General features: G+C 71.2%; 16 protein-coding genes. 11 read left to right on the top strand and 5 right to left on the bottom strand.

Translation table 11 applies throughout. The annotated features are described in order from the left end of the window. The first annotated feature begins 26 nt into the window (after positions 1 to 26). From JYK18_RS25095 to JYK18_RS25065, 7 genes are all read left to right on the top strand, one after another. A complete protein-coding gene (locus tag JYK18_RS25095) occupies positions 27 to 365 on the top strand; it encodes a hypothetical protein (protein ID WP_206805572.1) in 339 nt (112 codons plus the stop codon). A 104-nt stretch (positions 366 to 469) separates the two neighbouring features. Next, positions 470 to 2,371, top strand: a complete 1,902-nt coding sequence (locus JYK18_RS25090) for a Calx-beta domain-containing protein (protein WP_206805570.1) — start codon at positions 470 to 472, stop codon at positions 2,369 to 2,371. A gap of 199 nt (positions 2,372 to 2,570) precedes the next feature. Beyond that, positions 2,571 to 2,909: a PadR family transcriptional regulator gene (locus JYK18_RS25085; RefSeq protein WP_206805560.1), complete on the top strand. Its 339-nt coding sequence runs from the start codon at positions 2,571 to 2,573 to the stop codon at positions 2,907 to 2,909. Next, complete coding sequence (locus tag JYK18_RS25080) at positions 2,906 to 3,973, top strand: hypothetical protein (protein ID WP_206805558.1); 1,068 nt, start codon at positions 2,906 to 2,908, stop codon at positions 3,971 to 3,973. The genes JYK18_RS25085 and JYK18_RS25080 overlap by 4 nt, the downstream gene beginning before the upstream one ends. 58 nt (positions 3,974 to 4,031) lie before the next feature. Next, on the top strand, positions 4,032 to 5,396 hold the full coding sequence (locus JYK18_RS25075) for an amino acid permease (RefSeq protein WP_206805551.1): 1,365 nt from the start codon (positions 4,032 to 4,034) through the stop codon (positions 5,394 to 5,396). Positions 5,397 to 5,400: 4 nt separating this feature from the next. Then, positions 5,401 to 6,075, top strand: a complete 675-nt coding sequence (locus JYK18_RS25070; RefSeq protein ID WP_206805549.1) for a response regulator transcription factor — start codon at positions 5,401 to 5,403, stop codon at positions 6,073 to 6,075. Then, complete coding sequence (locus JYK18_RS25065; RefSeq protein ID WP_206805548.1) at positions 6,072 to 7,346, top strand: HAMP domain-containing sensor histidine kinase; 1,275 nt, start codon at positions 6,072 to 6,074, stop codon at positions 7,344 to 7,346. The genes JYK18_RS25070 and JYK18_RS25065 overlap by 4 nt, the downstream gene beginning before the upstream one ends. Here the strand turns inward: JYK18_RS25065 and JYK18_RS25060 are convergent. The 3 genes from JYK18_RS25060 to JYK18_RS25050 form a co-directional block, all read right to left on the bottom strand. Then, entirely contained in the window at positions 7,327 to 8,580 is a 1,254-nt protein-coding gene (locus tag JYK18_RS25060) for a DUF1501 domain-containing protein (protein WP_206805545.1), read from the bottom strand. The genes JYK18_RS25065 and JYK18_RS25060 overlap by 20 nt on opposite strands. Positions 8,581 to 8,590: 10 nt before the next feature. Then, positions 8,591 to 9,784, bottom strand: coding sequence for a DUF1800 family protein (locus tag JYK18_RS25055; RefSeq protein WP_206805537.1), 1,194 nt, complete (start codon positions 9,782 to 9,784; stop codon positions 8,591 to 8,593). A gap of 73 nt (positions 9,785 to 9,857) precedes the next feature. Then, positions 9,858 to 10,526 carry a TetR/AcrR family transcriptional regulator gene (locus JYK18_RS25050; RefSeq protein ID WP_206805536.1) on the bottom strand — a complete coding sequence of 223 codons (669 nt, stop codon included), beginning with the start codon at positions 10,524 to 10,526 and terminating at the stop codon, positions 9,858 to 9,860. Positions 10,527 to 10,699: 173 nt separating this feature from the next. Here JYK18_RS25050 and JYK18_RS25045 point away from each other — a divergent pair, with 173 nt between their 5' ends. Genes JYK18_RS25045 through JYK18_RS25030 form a run of 4 tightly spaced genes read left to right on the top strand, consistent with a single transcriptional unit; the run spans position 10,700 to position 15,887 of the window. Further along, positions 10,700 to 11,923 carry an oxygenase MpaB family protein gene (locus JYK18_RS25045; protein ID WP_206805535.1) on the top strand — a complete coding sequence of 408 codons (1,224 nt, stop codon included), beginning with the start codon at positions 10,700 to 10,702 and terminating at the stop codon, positions 11,921 to 11,923. Between the two features lie 22 nt (positions 11,924 to 11,945). After that, entirely contained in the window at positions 11,946 to 13,166 is a 1,221-nt protein-coding gene (locus JYK18_RS25040) for an oxygenase MpaB family protein (RefSeq protein WP_206805534.1), read from the top strand. Next, a complete protein-coding gene (locus JYK18_RS25035) occupies positions 13,166 to 15,427 on the top strand; it encodes a molybdopterin cofactor-binding domain-containing protein (RefSeq protein ID WP_206805533.1) in 2,262 nt (753 codons plus the stop codon). The genes JYK18_RS25040 and JYK18_RS25035 overlap by 1 nt, the downstream gene beginning before the upstream one ends. Continuing rightward, positions 15,420 to 15,887: a (2Fe-2S)-binding protein gene (locus tag JYK18_RS25030; RefSeq protein WP_206805527.1), complete on the top strand. Its 468-nt coding sequence runs from the start codon at positions 15,420 to 15,422 to the stop codon at positions 15,885 to 15,887. The genes JYK18_RS25035 and JYK18_RS25030 overlap by 8 nt, the downstream gene beginning before the upstream one ends. Positions 15,888 to 15,891: 4 nt before the next feature. Here JYK18_RS25030 and JYK18_RS25025 read toward each other — a convergent pair whose 3' ends face one another. Next, positions 15,892 to 17,088, bottom strand: coding sequence for a lipase family protein (locus tag JYK18_RS25025; protein WP_206805525.1), 1,197 nt, complete (start codon positions 17,086 to 17,088; stop codon positions 15,892 to 15,894). A gap of 175 nt (positions 17,089 to 17,263) precedes the next feature. Then, positions 17,264 to 18,301, bottom strand: coding sequence for a helix-turn-helix domain-containing protein (locus tag JYK18_RS25020; protein WP_206805523.1), 1,038 nt, complete (start codon positions 18,299 to 18,301; stop codon positions 17,264 to 17,266). Positions 18,302 to 18,374: the final 73 nt, after the last annotated feature.

The raw sequence follows: 18,374 nt of genomic DNA, 5'->3' as shown, positions 1-18,374 counted from the left end.
TTCGCTGCCACCCGAGGAGAAACGCCATGACCACGATCGAGCACACCAGGGGCTCACGCTCCGTCGTCATCGCGGCCTGGGCCGCGGCCGTGATGATCGCCGGGCAGTTCGCCATGATCGCCATCGTCCCGGTGGCGATCGCGGTGATCGGCATCCTGACCACCCGGCGACTACGCCCACTCCGCTGGTGGGCGATCGCCCTCGGCGCCGCCTACGCCCTGCCGCTGGCGTTGTGGGCGATCGGCCCGGAACGCGCGCCGAGCCTGTCGAAGGACATGCACCCGGCGCTGATGGTGCTGGTGGTGGCCACGGCAGCGGGCACCGCGATCGCCTGTCACGTCCTGCGGCGGCGGAACCGCGGCTGAACCTGGCCGATGGAGCAGGCTCGTTACTACGTTCGGGGGTAAGCGGTATTCGGTCCGGCCCAGTCGCCTCTTCCGTGGTGTTCGTTTCTTTCGGAGGGGGAAAGATGAATCGAAGACGCACCCTGCTCGCACTCACCGCGGCGGCCGCGCTGCTCACCCCGGGCGCGGCCGCGCTGGCCGCGCCACCCGGCGTCGATCCGTCCACTGTGGAGCTGAACCTGCTGCCGGGGCAGAGCACCACGATCACCAAGAACGTCACCACCGCGCCGATCCCGCCGAACCCGGATCTGGTGCTGCTGGCCGACACCACCGGCAGCATGGAAAACGCACTCGGCAACGTGAAGGCCAACGCCGGCGCGGTCACCAACACCGTGCTCCAGGCCCAGCCGACCGCGCAGTTCGGCGTCGCCTCGTACCAGGACACGAAGGACTCCACCTACCTGTTCCGGGTCGAGCGGAACATCACCGCCGACACCGCGGAGGTGGCGGCCGGGATCTCCGAGTGGCAGATCGGCAACGGCGGGGACACCCCGGAGTCGGCGATCAACGCGCTGCACGAACTCGCCACCGGCGCGATGAACTACCGCCCGGACGACACCAAGATCGTCGCCTGGTTCGGGGACGCGCCGTCGCACGACCCGAGCAACGGCCACACCCTGGCGGACACCATCGCCGCGTTGCAGGCGGCGAAGATCCGCGTCGTGGCGGTGAACGTCGGCAACGGCCAGCCGGGCAGGCCCGGGCTGGACGCCGCCGACAGCGGTGTGCCCGCGGGGCAGGCCACGCAGATCGTCAACGCCACCGGCGGTGTGCTGCTCAACGCGGCCGACGACCAGGTGGCGCAGAAGATCATCGAGGGCATCCAGGCGGTCAAGTCCACCGTCAGCCCGGTGGCGAACTGCGACCCGCAGTTGACGGTGACCAACGCGCCGTCGAGCGTCACCGTCGACAGCGGTTCCACGGCGACCTTCACCGAGACGATCGCCGTCGCCGCCGGTACCGCGCCCGGCACGTACCACTGCACGGTCGACTACCTGGTCGACGGGGTTTCGCGCGGATTCATCGAGAACACAACCGTGCACGTGCGCGGCCTCGCGGTCGACGACGTCACGGTGTCCGAGGGGGCGGGCAACGCGAACTTCACCGTCTCACTGCTGGGCGGCGCGAGCCCGGACCCGATCACGGTGAACTACGCGACGGCCAATGGCAGCGCGACCGCACCGGCGGACTACACCGCGGGCAACGGCACCGTCACCGTCCCGGCGGGACAGACCTCCGCCCAGGTGACCGTGCCGATCGTGTCCGACGCGATCGACGAGGTGACGGAGAACTTCACGGTCAACCTGTCCTCGCCGAGCACCGGAGTGGGCATTGTGGACGGTCAGGGCATCGGCACGATCATCGACGACGACCGGGACGGCACGTTCTCGTGCACCGCGACCGCCGCCGACGTCGCCGGGATCACCGTGGCTGTGGCGAATCCCGCCAACCTGCCGTGCGCCGACGACAGCGAGACGGTGGCGTCGATCTCGCTGAACGCGGGGCTGCTCAACGTCAAGTCGAACACGCTGACCGCGAGCACCGACCTCACCCCGGACGACCAGTCACTGCCGCCCGCGGCCGGCGACCGGGCCCTGTCCACGGCGAAGGTCGACAAGACGACGGTCAGCGCGCTCGGGCTGAACATCGAACTCGGTGTCATCGAAGCGCAGGCGAGCGCTTCGTGCGTGGCCGGGCCCGGTGGCCTGCAGCCGTCCTTCGCGGGTAGCTCGAACATCGCTTCGCTGAAGATCAACGGCGTCGCGGTGACGGTCGGTTCGGCGCCGTTGACCATCCCGCTGCTGATCGGCTCGCTGAAGTTGAACAGCACCGTGGTGGAGAACGGTGTGGTGACCCAGGAAGCCGTCGCGGTGGACACGCCGCTCGCACACGTCGTGCTGGCCAAGGCGCAAGCCGACGTCCACGGCAGCGCGGCCCACCCCGGTGGCTCACCCTGCACCAGGTAGCCCCCAGGCGATGAAGGTGGCTTTCCTGGCACCAGCTGCCAGGAAAGCCACCTTCCTCACCCAAGCGAGGCGACCCGTGGCCGGTTCGAAGGTGGACACGAGTGTGGCTTTCGAGGCGAAATCCGCCCCGAGGGCCACACTCGTGTGCCCGGGGCACCCGGCTTGACAGCTACCTTGCGACACAAGGTACCTTGCCTTCGTGACCACCGACGCCCAGTTGCTCGCCCAGCTCCGCCGCGGGGTGATCGAGCATTGTGTGCTGGCCCTGCTCGAACGCGGCCCCAGATACGGCTTCGACCTGGTCCGGGTGCTCGCCGCGGCCGAGGGGCTCGGCACCACCGAGGGCACGATCTACCCGCTGCTCTCCCGCCTCCGCAAGGAGGGCCTGCTCGAAACCCACTGGCAACCGTCCGACCAGGGCCCGCCCCGCCGCTACTACGAGCTGACCGCGGAAGGCCGCACCGCACTGGAAGTGTTCCACCGCCACTGGCGCAGTTTCCGCGCCGCGGTGGACGAGGTTCTCGAAGGAGACCAATGAACGCCGTGACCCACGAAGCCGCCGAGCAGTGGCTGCAGCGCTTCGACCGCGCCGCCGCCGTGCTCCCGCAGCCCCGCCGGGGCGAGCTGCGCCAGGAACTCGCCGAACACCTCGAAGCGGTGATCGAGTCCGGTGAAGATCCCGCCACCGCCGTCGAGCGGCTCGGTGATCCGGCGGAAATCGTTGCCGCCGAAGGACTTCCGCCGGTCTCACCGGCCCGCGCCCGCGCCGCACTCGGCCTGCTCCTGTTGCCGCTGACCGGCCTGCTCTACCTGACCCCGGCGCTCCCGCCCGGCCCGCTCAACCTGCTGGTCATCGTGGCCGCCTCCAGCACCGTGCTGACCCTGGTCCTGCGCGCCGAAGGGTCGCCGGGCACCAAGGTCCTCGGTGCGATCGGCGCGCTCGCCCCGCCGCTGGCCGGGCTCGGCGGCATCCTGGACAAGGTGTTCCAGGCAGGCAGCCTGATGACACAGGAACCCGGCCGCGCCTACCAGTACGCGCTGACCACCGACTCCTGGGTGGCCGCGCTCGGCCAGGTGGCGATGCTCGCGCTGGGCCTCGGCCTGCCCGTGCTCGCCGGACTTCGCTTGCGCCGCCCGGAAACCGCGGTGGACACCCGCGTGTTCCTCGGTACGTTCGCCCTGGTGCTCGCTCCCGCCGTCGGACTGTCCGCCGCGTTGCTGCTGTCCGGTTCCCGCCTCGGCACCTCGGTCGGCGACATGGTCGAGACGCCGCTGCTCACCACCGCGCTGGCGTGCGCGGCGGTCCTACTGGCAGCCGGTGGAATGCTGCTCGTGCACCGCGGACTTCCCTTGCTCACCAAGGTTCTTGTCGCGGCGGCCATCGTGGCCGCGCCGATCGGGGTGGCGCTGCTCGCCGAGCACGAGGTCAGCCCGGACGGCGTGGCCTGGGAAGCGGGCGCCACGCGGACGGCGCTCCCCCGCGAGGACGACGACCGGACCCTGGCCCGCGGCCTCGGCCTGCTCTTCGTGGTCGCACTGCCGCTGGCCGCCGCCGATCGCCTGCGCCGGGCCGAAAAGGACGAAGTTCGCAAGTCTCGCTGAGCGCTGCGCCCGGGGCCGGTGGCTGCCACAATCGCCGGAGCGTTTCCCGGAGGTGGCCATGACGAAGTCCGACCAGGACACCGACGGGCTCCGGCCCGCGTTGCGCCAGCGGCACGTGCGGATGATCGCGCTCGGCGGCATCATCGGCGCGAGCCTGTTCATCGGCAGCGGCGCGGTGATCCACACGGTCGGCCCGGCGGCGGTGCTGTCCTACGCGCTGGGCGGGCTGCTCGTGGTGCTGGTGATGCGCATGCTCGGCGAGATGGCCACCGCGTCCCCGGCGCTCGGCTCGTTCATGGAGTACGCGCGCGAGGCGCTCGGCGGCTGGGCCGGGTTCACCATCGGCTGGCTGTACTGGTACTTCTGGGTCGGCGTGGTCGCCTTCGAGGCGGTCGCGGGCGCGAAGATCCTCCAGGAGTGGATCACCGGCGTGCCGCAGTGGGTGTTCTCGCTGCTGTTGATGCTCCTGCTCACTGGCACCAACCTGGCGTCCGCGCGCTCGTTCGGCGAAACCGAGTTCTGGCTGGCTTCGGTCAAGGTCGCCACCATCATCGTCTTCCTGGTGGTGGGCCTGCTCTTCGTGCTCGGTTTCTGGCCGGGCGCGAGCTTCTCGGTCGGCAACATCGGCCTGGACGGCTTTGTCGCGAATGGGCCGTTCTCGGTGATCCACGGGGTGGTGATCGTGATCTTCTCCTACTTCGGCGCGGAGATCGTCACGATCGCCGCCGCCGAGTCGCGGGAACCGGCGACCGCGGTCCGCAAGGCGACCTCGACGATCGTCTGGCGCGTCATCGTCTTCTACGTCGGTTCCGTGGCGTTGCTGGTGATGATCACGCCGTGGCCGGACGTGCCGAGCCAGACGAGCCCGTTCGCCGCCGCGTTCGACCGGTTCGGCCTGCCCGCCGCCTCGACCATCGTCTCCGCGGTGGTGCTCACCGCCGCGCTGTCGGTGCTGAATTCGGGGCTGTACACGGCTTCCCGCATGCTCTTCGCCCTGCGGCGCCACGGCTGGGCGCCGAAGTGGATCGCCGACACGAACCGGCGCGGGGTGCCGTGGAAGGCGATCCTGGTGTCCACTTCGGTCGGTTACGTCGCGGTGGTGATGAGCTACGTCTCCCCCGACAAGATCTTCTACTTCATCATCAACTCGGCGGGCGCGGTCGCGTTGTTCGTCTACGCCATCATCTGCGGCTCGCAACTCCGGATGCGGCGCAAGCTCGAAGCCGAAGCGCCGGACCGGCTGCAGTTGCGAATGTGGGGCTACCCGTGGCTGACCTGGCTCACCCTGATCGCCACGCTGGGCGTCGCGGCGTCGATGCTGTTCGTCGACAACTCCACCCGCGCGCAACTCTTCCTGAGCCTGATCAGCCTCGCCGTGATCCTCGGGGTTTACGCCCTTCTCCGGCGCAAACGGGCACAATGAGCGCATGGAACCGGCGCGGGTGCTGCTCGTCGAGGACGCGGAGGCGATCCGCGCCGCCGTCGAGTCGGCGCTGACCGGCGCCGGGCACCGCGTGCTCGCCCGGCCCGACGGCGAGCAACTGGAACGAACCCTGCTCGACTTCCGGCCCGATCTCGTGGTGCTGGACGTGATGCTGCCCGGCCGCGACGGTTTCGAGCTGCTCCAGGTGGTGCGCCGCGCCACCACCGCCGGCGTGGTGCTGCTGACCGCGCGCGACGCGGTCGACGACCGCCTGCGCGGCTTCGGCGAGGGCGCCGACGACTACGTGACCAAACCGTTCGTGCTGGCCGAACTGGTGGCCAGGGTGGCGGCGGTGCTGCGGCGGCTGGGCCGGACCCGGCCGGTGGTGGAGGTCGGCGATCTGGTGGTCGACGTGGATTCCGGGGTGGTGCGCCGGGCCGGGACGGCGATCGAGCTGACCGCGACCGAGCTGAAGCTGCTCACCTTCCTCGCGCACCGCCGGGACCGCGTGGTCGGCAAGGCGCAGCTGCTCACCGGCGTGTGGGGGTACGACGACTACGCGGCGAACCTGGTCGAGGTGCACATCAGCGCGTTGCGCCGCAAGCTCGAAGCCCACGGCCCGCGCCTGCTGCACACCGTGCGCGGCCTCGGATACGTCCTGCGCGACGGCGACGGATGAGCTCCCTCCGCACCACCTCGCTGCGCCGCCGGGTCACGCTGACCGCGTTGCTGGTGGTCGGGGTGGTGCTGGTGGCGCTGGGGTTCACCGTCTCGGCCGTGTTCACCGCGCAGGGCGAGCGGAACCTGAACGCGTTGCTCACCGGCCGTGTGCAACTGGCACAGCAACTCGCGCGGGAGAACGTGGCCCCGGCGAACCTGGTGCGCCGCATCGACGCGCGCGGCGTGGTGGTCAGCCTGCGCCTGCCGTCCGGGGACACCATCGGCGCGCCCGAGCCCGCCGAGGGCAGGCGGGTGACCGCCGTGCTCAACGGCGGGCCGCGGGTCGACGGCGCCGAACTGGTGCTCACCGCCGACACCTCGCTGCTCGCCGGTGCCGAACGCACGCTGGCGCGGGTGCTGGTGATCGGCGGGCTGGTGGCGATCGTGGTGACCGGGTTGGCGCTGCTGCTCGGCATGCGCGTGGCGCTGCGGCCGCTGGACCGGATGACCGCGCTGGCCCGGTCGATCGCTTCGGGCAGCCGTGGTGGCCGGTTGTCCCCGTCCCGGCCGGACACCGAACTGGGGCGCACAGCCGAGGCGTTCGACGAGATGCTCGACGCGCTGGAGGCGTCCGAGGACCGGATGCGGACCTTCGTCGCCGACGCCGCGCACGAACTCCGGACGCCGATCGCCGGGGTGCGGGCGGCCGCGGAAGCCGTGCTGGAGCTGGGTCCCGAGGCCGCACCCGACCAGCGGGAACGGCTCGAACTGTTGCTGGTGCGGGAATCCCAGCGGGCCGGAAGGCTGGTGGAGGACCTGCTGGACCTGGCGCGGATAGACGCCGGGGTGCGGCTGGAGCACGGGCCGGTGCGCCTGCGGGAACTCGCGCACACCCAGGCCGACCGGCTGCGGCTGCTGGCGCCGTCCCTGACCGTCACCGTCACCGGGCCGGAGCTCGAAGTGAGCGCGGACGAAGGCCGGATCACCCAGATCCTGGCGAACCTCGCGGACAACGCCAGGAACGCCGCGGGCGACGACGGCACCATCGAGTTCCACTGTGGACAATCAGCGGCCGGGGTTTCGCTGACGGTCACCGATTCCGGCCCCGGCGTGCCCGAGGCGGACCGGGAACGGATCTTCGGCCGCCTGGTGCGCCTGGACACCGGCCGGGGCCGCGACCGCGGTGGGTCCGGGCTGGGCCTGACCATCGCGCGTGGCCTGGCCAGGGCCCACGGCGGCGAGCTGACCTGCCACGGCGCGGCTTTCCGGCTCACCCTGCCGCGCGAATGAGGTGGTCCAACCGGGTGGTGTGGCCGGGCAGGACCCGCTCCGGGTCAGTGCCGAGCACGTCACCGAGCACGGTGGCGTAGACGTCGCGGAAGTCGGTGGTGGTCTTGAGATCGTCGTTGTCGAGGTCGGTCAGGCTCGGCTGTTCGCCGTGGAAGCCGCCCTGCACGTTCTCGCCGAGCAGGAACATCGGGCCGGCGGTGCCGTGATCGGTGCCGTCGCTGGCGTTCGCGCGCACGCGCCGCCCGAATTCCGAGTACACCAGCACGGTGACCTGCTTGCCGCGATCGCTGCCCTGCAACCGCTGGACGAACGGGGTGAGCGCGGTGTCCAGTTCGGTGAGCAGCCGCTCCTGCGTGCCGCGCTCGTCGGAGTGGGTGTCGAAACCGCCCAGTGACACCGAATACGCGCGCGTCGGCACCCCGGCCTCGACCAGCCCGGCGACCAGGTCCAGCTGGGCGGCCAGCCCGGAACTGCCGCCCGCCGAAGCACCCTTGTTCCGCTTCTCGTCTTCATCGTCCTTATCGGACTCGTCGTGTGCGGCACCGCCGAGCACCTTGACCGCGTTGTGCAGGTCGCCGATCGACTTGGTCGCCCTGGCACGCCAGGGATCCTCGCCGGGAACCGGGTTTCCGAGCGCGGCGAACGCCTCGCCCAGCGCGCCCTTGGGCAGGGCCAGCCCGCCGACCGGCATCGATGCCGCCGCGGTGCTTTCCCCCGCCAGCAACGGCGGCAGCACCGGCTCGACCGACACCGCGCGCAGCGGGTCCGCGCCGGAGGCGTCCAGCCAGCGCCCGAGCCAGCCGCTGGGCACGGAGGTGTCCGGCGAGGCGGTCTGCCAGATCGCCATCGACCGGAAGTGGCTGTGGTCCGGTTCCGGATAACCGACGCCGCGCACGATCGCCAGCTTCCGGTTGTCCCACAAGCCTTTCAGGCCCTTCATGCCCGGGTTGAGCCCGAGCCCCTCGCCGAGGTCGAGCACCTCGCCGGGTTCGTAGGCCAGGTCGGGGCGCGCGTCCTGGTAGGCGCGGTCGGCCGCCGGCACCACGGTGTTCAGCCCGTCGTTGCCGCCGTAGAGGGTCACCACCACCAGCACGCCGGCGCCGGGGTCGAGCGGGTTCTCCGCGGCGGCGGTCATCAGGGCGTCCCAGTCCACCCTGGTCGCGCCGACGGCGAGCGCACCGGCCGCGGTCACCCCGGTCAGGGTGAGAAAACGGCGCCGGGTCACGGTGTTCATGCTGTCCTCCTCATCCGCTCACCACGTACTCGGGGGCGCAGGCGGCCACCGCGAGCTGGGTGCGCGGGTCCCGGGCGACGCGGTCGAGCGCGCCCTTGGTGCGGTCCGACCAGGTGTCCACGCCGAGCGTTTCCGGTATCCGGTCCAGCGCTTCCGCCTTCTGGGCGACGAGACGCGCGAGGTTCAGCCGCGCCACGCCCGCGGACGTGGTCAGCCACGCCCCACCGGCGGGCCAGCCGCCGACGCTCGGCGGGCGGAACGGCAGCTGGCCCATCCCGCGCAGGCCGTTGAGCAGCTTCTTCGCGTCGAGATCGCTCGCTTTGAGGCCGGTCGCGCGGAGCAGTCCGACGAGCCACTCGACCGGTTGCTTGACGATCGTCGCTGTCTCGTCGCGGAACGCCGGTTCGGCGGCGATCGCCCGTAGGGCGGCGTGAATGTCCCGGCCTGGGCCGTAAGCGGCGATGATGCGCTGATGCGCGTCGGGTGGTGGTGGCGTCGGCGAGACCAGACGGAACCACAAGCGACCGGTGACGAACGCGGCGGACTCCGGCCTCGCGAGCACGAGGTCCACAAAGGACTCCGCGGTGAAGTCGCCGGTCTGGCCGAAGATCTGCTTGGGTTCGCGGTCCTGCCGTTTGGGGTTGAGCTTGGCCTCGCCGGACTTCAGCGTCCACCCGGTGAGCGCGCGGGCGGACTCGCGCACGTCCTGCTCGGTGTAGTGGCCGACGCCCAGCGCGAAGAGTTCGAGGAACTCGCGGGCCAGGTTCTCGTTCGGTGAGCCGACCTCGTTGTCGTTGCCGTCCAGCCACTTGAGCATCGCGGCGTCCACCACCAGCGCCCTGGCCAGCTCGGTGAACCCGCCGCGGCCGAGGCGGTGGAAGGTCTCGTTCTGGGCCAGCATCAGTGCGGGGTCGCGGACCTTCTGCTCGCTGGTGGCGAAGTGCCCGTGCCAGAACCAGGTGAGGCGCTCGGCGTCGTCGGCGACCATGCGGTCCAGCCACCAGATCGCCAGCTCGCGTTCCTGATCCGCTCGGGCTTTCTTGTCTTTCTTGTCTTTGTTGTCGCCGGACAACTGCGGCGCCTGGCGGGGCCCACCGGGCGCGAGCAGCTCGTCCAGCCCCGGGACCGGCTGCCCCGGCCGGGGCCCGAAGCCGAACCGCTCCGCCAGCCGCCGGGCGGCGGCCCGTTCGTCGAGAACAGCCATGCCCCGATTGTGGGCAGCCCGGGCGGCGACCCGCCAGGAACACGGGCCGATCTTCAGGTGACCCGCAGGTTGCTCAGCCCGTCACGTCCAGCATCGGGACCAGGAACTTCCTGGCCACCTCGGCCAGCTGCCCGTCGTCGTCCAGGTCGATGACGTGGCTCGGGATGGCCAGGAAGGAGGCCGACACCCGGACCATCAGCTCGGCCACCACGTCGGCGTCCAGGTCGGCCCGGACGGTGCCCGCGCGCTGTTCGCGCCGGAGCTGGCCCGCCACGAACTGCCGCACGGTGGCCAGCGTCCGGCCGCCGTCGCTGATCATCGACGGGACCAGCAGGTCGGGCTCCGCCTGCATCAGGCCGCCGATCAGCGGGTTGCCGCGAATCGCCCGCAGGGAACTGACAAAACCCAGCACCACCCGGTCGGCCGCGGTCTCGGCCTGCTCGATGTCGACGAGGAACTGGTCGAAGTAGCGCCGGAACTCGCGCCGCACCACCTGCTCCACCAGCGCGTCCTTGGTGGCGAACCGCCGGTACACGGTGATCCGCGAGACCCCGGCCCGCCGGGCCACGTCCTCCATCGTCGACCGCTGGATGCCCAGGCGGCAGAACTGCTCGTAGGCGGCGTCGAGCACCCGCGCGCGGGCCTCGTCCAGGTCGTCCACCCGCTCCACGGCGTCGGTGTACGCGCGTTCCAGCAGCGACTCCGCACCCGCGGCCATGAGGACGGACAGCGCAGGTTCCAAGTTCTCCTCCTGAGTCGGTTGATTCTGCCCCAGCCGCCGAGCCTGCGCCAAGTCGCCCTTGTGAGGGCTTGACCCGGTGTGCTCTTATGGTGATACGCAGAATCACTACGCGTTTCATCGTATCAACGCTCGCCATCGAATGCTCTCCGTCTTCAAGGAGGAAGCGCGAAAGCATGGACAAATTCAGCAGGCGCAACGTGTTGAAGGCCGGCGGGGCCCTGGGTGCGCTCGGCGCGCTCGGTGTGGTCTCCCCGGCGCAGGCCCAGTCGGCGTGGACCTGGGCGCCCTCCGGCTCGGTGGCAGGCACCGGCGCGGGTGCCGATCCGCGGTGGGTGTGGGACCCGGAGGCCGACGAACTGGTCGCCTCCCTGCTCGACCGCGGTGACGTGCCCATGGTCAACCAGCTGCTGCGGACGTGGACCCGCAACGGCCAGCCGCTGCCCGCCGGGCTGCCCGCCGACCTGCGGGCGTTCATGGAGAAGGCCCGCCAGCTCCCGGCCTGGGCCGACCACGGCAAGCTGGCCACCGCGTACGAGTTCAACGAGAAGCGCGGCCTCTACCTGGGCGTGCTGTACGGCCTGGCCAGCGGCATGATGAGCACGGTCATCCCGAAGGAAGCCCGCGCGGTCTACTACTCGCAGGGCGGCGCGGACATGAAGGACCGCATCTCCAAGACCGCCAAGCTCGGTTACGACATCGGCACCCGCAACGCCTACTCCCCCGACGGCGAAATGATCGTCACCTGCGTCAAGACGCGGCTGGTGCACGCCGCGGTGCGCCACCTGCTGCCGCAGTCCGCGCACTGGCCCGGCGTGGCCGACGAGGAGATCCCGATCAGCCAGCGGGACATGATGGTCACCTGGCACAGCCTGCCGACCACGGTGATGCAGAAGCTGGCCGCGTGGAAGGTGCCGATCCCGGCCGGCGAATCCACCGCCTTCCTGCACTCGTGGCAGCTGGGCGCGCACATGCTCGGCATCAAGGACGAGTACATCCCGGCGACCTGGGACGAGGCGAACTCGCAGGCGAAGGAAGTGCTGGACCCGGTGCTGGCCCCGACGCCGGAGGGCGTCAAGCTCGCCGACATCCTGCTCAACCTGGGTTCCTCGGTCGACGGCGGCATCCTCAGCAAGCCCATTCTCGGCGCGTTCACCCGGTTCATGCTCGGCGACGAGATCGCCGGCTGGCTGAAGATCGGCCACGAACCGCTCTGGGACTCGCTGCTCGACGTGGCCTGGGAACCGTTCATCAAGGTGCGCGAAGGCCTGCTCCCGCTGCCGCTGGCTCCCAAGGCGTACTGGCTGTTCGACGAATTCCTGCGCAAGGCCGCCCTGCTGTTCCTGTCCGAGGCCAAACCGATCAGCATCGAGATCCCCGACACCAACCGTCCTGAGTAGACAGTCAAGGAAGGAGGCAGGCATGGCGGAACTCAGCAGGCGCCGGATGCTGGTCTCGGGCGGGGCGCTGGGCGCGCTCGGCGCACTCGGCGCGGCCGCCCCGGCACACGCGCGTTCGCTGCTGGACTGGACCTGGTCACCGAGCGGTTCGGTGGCCGGGGCCGGTGCGGGCGCCGACCCGCGGTGGGTGTGGGACGCCGAGGCCGATCCACTGGTCGCGTCCCTGCTCGACGGCGGCGCGGTGCCCGAGGTCAACAAGCTGCTGTGGAACTGGACCCGCAACGACCAGCCGCTGCCCGCCGGGCTGCCCGCCGACCTGCGGGCGTTCATGGAGAAGGCCCGCCAGCTGCCGTCGTGGGCGGACAGGGGGAAGCTGGAGACCGCGGCCGAGTTCAACAAGTCCAGGGGCCTGTACCTCAACCTGCTCAACGGGGTCGGCGGCGGCATGCTGAGCACCGCCATTCCCAAGGAGGCCCGGTCGGTCTACTACTCCAAGGGCGGCGCGGACATGGAGGACCGCGTGGCCAAGACCAGCATCCTCGGCTTCGCGGTCGGCGCGCTGGACGCCTACCGGCCGGAGGGGTCGTGCATCGTCGAGGCGGTGAAGACGCGGCTGGTGCACGCGGCGGTGCGCCACCTGCTGCAGCAGTCTCCACAGTGGACCGGCGACATCCCGATCAGCCAGGAGGACATGCTGGTCACCTGGCACACGCTGCCCACGTTCGCGATGCGCCGGATGCGGGACTGGAAGGTGCCGATCACCCCGGCGCAGTCGACCGCCTACCTGCACGTGTGGCAGGTGACCGCGCACCTGCTCGGCATCCGCGACGAGTACATCCCGGCCACCTGGGCGGCCGCGGAAGCCCAGTCGGACCAGGTGCTGCCGCCGAACATGGGCCCGACCCCCGAGGGCGTCGAGCTGACCGACGTGCTGCTGGGCCAGCTCGCCGAGCAGACCAGCCCCGGCAGCATCAGCAGGCCGCTGTGCAACGCGCTGGCGCGCTACCTGGTGGGCGACCAGGTGGCCGACTGGGACGGCATCGGCCGCGAACCGGTGTGGGGCCCGCTGGTCACCGCGGCCTGGCCGGCGCTGGTGAAGTTCCGCGAGGGCCTGGTCCCGCTGCCGCTGGTGCCCGAGGCCGCGTGGGTGCTCGACGAGGCCGCGCGGCAGTACATCCTGTTCTACCTCACCAAGGGCAAGGAGACGAAGATCGAGATCCCGACCACCAACCGGCCGGAGTGATGGGCGCGGACTTCGGGCGGCGGCGGTTCCTGGGCTACGTGCTGGCGGCACCGACCCTGGTCACCGCCGCCGGTCTCACCCCGGAGGCGGAAGCCCAGGTGCCGTCGCCGGAACTGACCCGGCTGGTCGACCTCAACGACGTGCTGACCGCCGCGGCCCTGCCCACCGCCGGGCTGATCTCGGTGGAGGTCAACACCGACGGCACGGTGTCGTTCGCCCTGCCCAGGGCGGAGGTCGGCCAGGGCATCACCACCTCGTCGGCCATGCTGATCGCCGAGGAGCTGGGCGTAGCCGTGGACCGCGTGCGCGTCTCGCTCGCCGACGCCCGCCCGGAACTGCTGTTCAACCAGCTCACCGGCGGGTCGAACACCACCATCGCGACCTACACCCCGATCCGGGTCGCCGCCGCGCTCGCCCGGTCCCGCCTGCTGGCGGCGGCCTCGGCGTCACTAGGCGCGCCGGTGGCCGAGCTGTCGCTGCGGGACGGGGTGATCACCGGCCGGGCGGGGCACCGCGTGGAAATCGGTGCGCTCGCGGGGAAAGCCGCGAGCACGCGGACCGAGCAGGTGGCGGTGGAACTCGGCTCGCGGGAGAGCTTCACCGTCATCGGCAAGCCGCACAACCGGATCGACGCGCTGGACGCGGTGACCGGGCGCAAGAAGTTCGCGATGGACCTCGCCGTGCCGGGCGCGAAGCCGACCATGGTGTGCCGCCCGCCGACCATCAACGGCAAGGTCGGCTCGGTGGCCAACACCGCCGAGGTGCTGGCCCTGCCGGGGATCACCGACGTGGTGGTGATCTCCACCGGGGTGGCGGTGCGCGCGGAAACCTTCGGCCAGTGCATCGACGGTGTGCGCGCGCTGCGGGTGAACTGGAAACCCGGTACGGCCGAAGGGAAATCCGACCAGTCGGTGCTCGGGCAGCTGGCCGCCGCCGAACTGCCGCTCGGGCCGAGGCCGCCGACCCCGGTGGTGGAGGCCAAGTTCACCTTCCAGTTCCGCGGGAACAGCGCGCTGGAACCGAACTGCGCGATCGCCGACGTGCGGGCCGACCGCGCCGAGATCTTCTCCGCGCTGAAGTCGCCGATCGTGGCCAAGCAGACGATCGCGGCGAAGCTCGGGCTGCCCCCGCACAAGGTCACCGTGCACGTCACCGAGGGCGGCGGTTCCTTCGGGCGCAAGCTGTTCTTCGACGCCGCGCTGGAAGCCGCCGAGGTGTCGCAGCGGATCGGCAAGCCGGTCAAGCTGATGTGGCACCGCGCCGACGACTCCCGGCAGGGCCGCACCCACCCGATGGCCACCTCGCGGGTGCGGGCCGCCTATCTCGGCGGGGTGGTGCTCGGTTACGAACAGCGGCACACCAGCGTGTCCACCGATTTCGGGCACGGGCTCGGCGAGCTGTTCACCGCGATGGCCGCCCGGCTGCCGGTCGGTGACATCGGCTTCTCCGAGACGTTCTTCCAGCTCAGCCAGGAGATGTCGTACAACTTCGGGGTGAGCGGCCGGTTGCTGAGCGAGACCGCCAAGGGCTTCAACACCGGCAGCATGCGCAACGTCTACTCCCCCGACGTGACCTGTGCGCGGGAGCTCGTGGTCGACCAGCTGGCCGCTCGGATGAAGAAGGACCCCTACCAGTTCCGGCGCGAGTTCCTGCGCGACGACCGGCACCGCGCGGTGCTGGACAAGGCCGCCGAAGCCGGTGGCTGGGGCCGGTCGATGCCGTCCGGTTTCGCGCAGGGCATCGCCTTCCACGCGGAGTACAAATCGGCCAGTGCGGTGCTGGTGGAGCTCGATTGCCGCCCGGAAACGGTCAACCGGCCCATTCGCGACGGGGTCGGCGGGCCGCGGGTGACCAAGATGGTGGTCGCCGTGGACGTCGGCCTGGCGGTGAACCCGCGCGGGCTGGAGGCGCAGCTGATGGGCGGGGCGATGGACGGCATCGCGCTGGCGCTGACCGCGAGCCTGCACCTGCGCGACGGTTACTTCCTGGAAGCCAGCTGGGACAACTACTTCTACACCCGCCAGTGGAACACGCCCACCGACTTCCGGGTCATCGTCCTGCCGAGCACCTCCGACGATCCCGGCGGCGCGGGCGAACTCGGTGTCGCTCCGGCGATGGCGGCGGTCGCCTGCGCCTACGGCCGCGCCACCGGCACGATGCCGACCACGTTCCCGATCAACCACGGCACGCTCTCGTTCGAGCCGAAGCCGACCATCCCGCCCATCCCCGAGTCCCCTGTGGACGGGAGGACCCATGCCTGAACACACCTTCCGCGTCAACGGCGAGCAGGTGACGGTGGACGTCGACGACCAGGTGCGCCTGCTGTGGGTGCTGCGCGACCTGCTCGGCATCACCGGCCCGAAGTACGGGTGCGGCATCAACGTGTGCAAGGCGTGCACCAGCCACCTCAACGGGGAGGCGGTGAACCCGTGCGCCATCCCGGTCGGCGAGCTCCGGCCCACCGACGAGGTGACCACCATCGAGGGTCTGGCGGGCGAGGAGCTGCACCCGATGCAGCAGGCCTGGCTGGACCACGACGTCGCCCAGTGCGGTTACTGCCAGCCGGGTCAGATCATGGCCGCCGTGGTGCTGGCGCGCCGCGCCGCCGCCGAAGGCCGCGTCCTCACCGACGCGGACCTCGACGGGCTGCGGAACATCTGCCGCTGCGGCACGTACCCGCGCATCCGCGACGCGATCAGAGCGGGCGCCGCGCGGATGTGACCGGTCACGCCGGGGTGAACTCCCGTGCCACCTGGGGCAGGGCCACCCGCACACTGCCGTTGTGATCGACCGCTCCGACGTCGGTCAGCCGCGGCTCGGCACCGTGGGCGAGGAGTTGCCCGCGGCAGTGCTCGGAGTTGGCGAAGTCGACGTCCCGGTCACCGGCGGCGTGGAAGAGGTGCACGGGTACCTCCGGCTTCCAGTCGCAGGTGGTGTCCAATGGCCGCAACCGGTCCCGCAGCACCCCGGCCGGGTTGCGCACCTCGGCCAGGAACTGCTCGGTGAACAGGTCCTTCGCCACCGGTGGCAGCGCCGTCGCGATCTCCCCGGTCTGGTGCTCACCGTCGAACAACGTCTCCACCTGAGCGTCGTACGGCGCGCGGAACGCCTGGGACGGCGAGTCGTAGAGGCCGTACATCCGGTCCCACGCGGTGGCGAAGTACGCCAGGTAGAGCGCCGCCTTGTCGATCTTGTCCTCGGCCGCCGCCGCTTCGAACCGGCTCAGGTGGAACGGCCCGGCGATCGGCGCGAGCCCGCCCAGCGAGAACGCGGGATCGGCGCCGTCCCGCAGCGCCCGGCCGAACATCATGGTGGCCGGGCCGCCCTGGGAGAAACCGCTGACCCGCACGCGTTCGTCGAAGGTCCTCCCCTGACCGCTCGCGACGTCCCTGGCCGCCCGCAACGCGTCCAGCGCGGCGGAAACGGTGGCTTCGGGATGCCCGTAGGGATGCGTGCCCGGCCCTTCGCCGAGCCCGAGGTAGTCGGGGGCGGACACGGCCTGCCCGGTGGAGGCGAACAACAGCGCCGCCGCCCGGTCGGTGGACTCCTCCTTCACCGACGCGACGTCTCCCCGGTAGACGGTGGTGCCGTGCAGCCAGGACACCACGCTCAGGTCGCTCCGCTCGTTCCGGGGAAAGGCGACCAGCTGGCTGGCCGTGGTCGGTTCGCCGTTCGTGCCGATAGTCCGGTAGACCACGCGCTGCGCGCTCACCCCGAAGCGGACCTGGGCCGCGTCGATCCCGGCCGCCCGCAACCGGGCGGTGACCTCGGCGGGGGCGAGATCGGCCACGGGCGTCACCGAGACCACGGTGCCGCGGCCCGGTTCACTCGCGGGCGCTTGCTGGGCGGTACCGCAGGCCGCGGTGAGACCGGCGACGGCAACGGCGCCCACCGCGGCGATTTTGAGCTGGTTGATTTTCACTTGATCAACTTTGGCTTTCGCGGCCGCCGGGGACCATCGGGCGCTCCCCCCGGGTGGCCCTGGGGCCAGCCCTACCGAACACTGGGCCTACGGCGGACGAACCCGCGCGGCGACCCGAAGCGCAAACCCGCGGGATGCAAGGATTCCTGGCGCCGCCCGGCGCGCGCCCCAAGCCCTAGTGGCCCGCCTCTGCGCACAATCGCCAGGCGGTCAGGGCCACCTGGGCCCGGACCAGGCCCGCGGGTTCGGTCAGTTCGATGCCCAGCACCTTCCCGATCTGCTCCAGCCGCCTGCTCACGCTGCTGTGGTGCAGGTGCAGCAGATCCGCCGCCCGCCGCAGGGAGCCCGTGGTGCAGTAGGCGTCCAAAGTAGACAAATCATCCGGGGCCAGCGCGCCGACCGCCGTCACGTCCGCGTTGTCCCGCACGGTTTCCGCGGGTACCTGCGCCAGCAACGCCAGTGCCCCCAGCTCGGCGAAGTGGACCACCGGCCGGCGCGCGGTGGTGAACCGCAACGCCGTCCGCGCCTCCTGCCAGGAGCGGTCCGGGCTCCCGGCCGCCCCGATGCCCGCGCACACCCCGTCCGGGAAGCGTGCCGGATCCACCGAAGCGGCCAGGATGATGCCGACGTCGGCCAGCGGCGCCGCCTTCACCGGACGGGCCGGGCAGACCAGGCCGCCGAGCTGGTCCAGCGGCAGCGACGACCGCACGGCCACCACCCGGATCGGCACGTCGGCCCCGAAACCCAGCAACCGCAGCGCCCGGTTCCTGGCCGCGTCGTCGGTGGCGGCGCTGACCACCAGCTCGACCAGCGCCGGGTCGGCCATGGTGGTGCGCGCCGGGCTGTACCGCTCGACCACCGTCGCCACCGCGATGGCGAGCCGGTCCAGCAGCGCCTCGTCGAGCGTGCCGGGCTCACCGGCGCGCTCCAGCCACACCGAGCCGATCTCCTCGTCGTCGAGGGTGACCGGCATCGTGGTGGACACGGGCAGCGGCTCACCGGTCACCGCCCCGCCGTCGGGTGACACGCGGATCGTGCGGCCGGTGCCGTGGAGCCGGATGGCCGCCACGCACCCGGCCAGCCCCGCCGAGGCACGGGCGAGCGCGGGCAGGTCGACCCGGCGCCGCATCAGCGTGTCGTAGAACATCACCACCCGGAGCACGCCCTCCGCGTCCGGGTCCAGGTGCGACAACCGCGCGACCAAAGCCTCCATGACCGCAGCGTACGCGGCATTCGTTGCGCGAGGTGGCCGGAACGCGCGACGCTTGGCGGACGATCCGGGCGGC

This window comes from Amycolatopsis sp. 195334CR (assembly GCF_017309385.1).
GTDB lineage: Bacteria > Actinomycetota > Actinomycetes > Mycobacteriales > Pseudonocardiaceae > Amycolatopsis.
The sequence above is the reverse complement of the archived record's forward strand: the minus strand, read 5'-3'. Positions and strand labels throughout refer to the sequence as shown.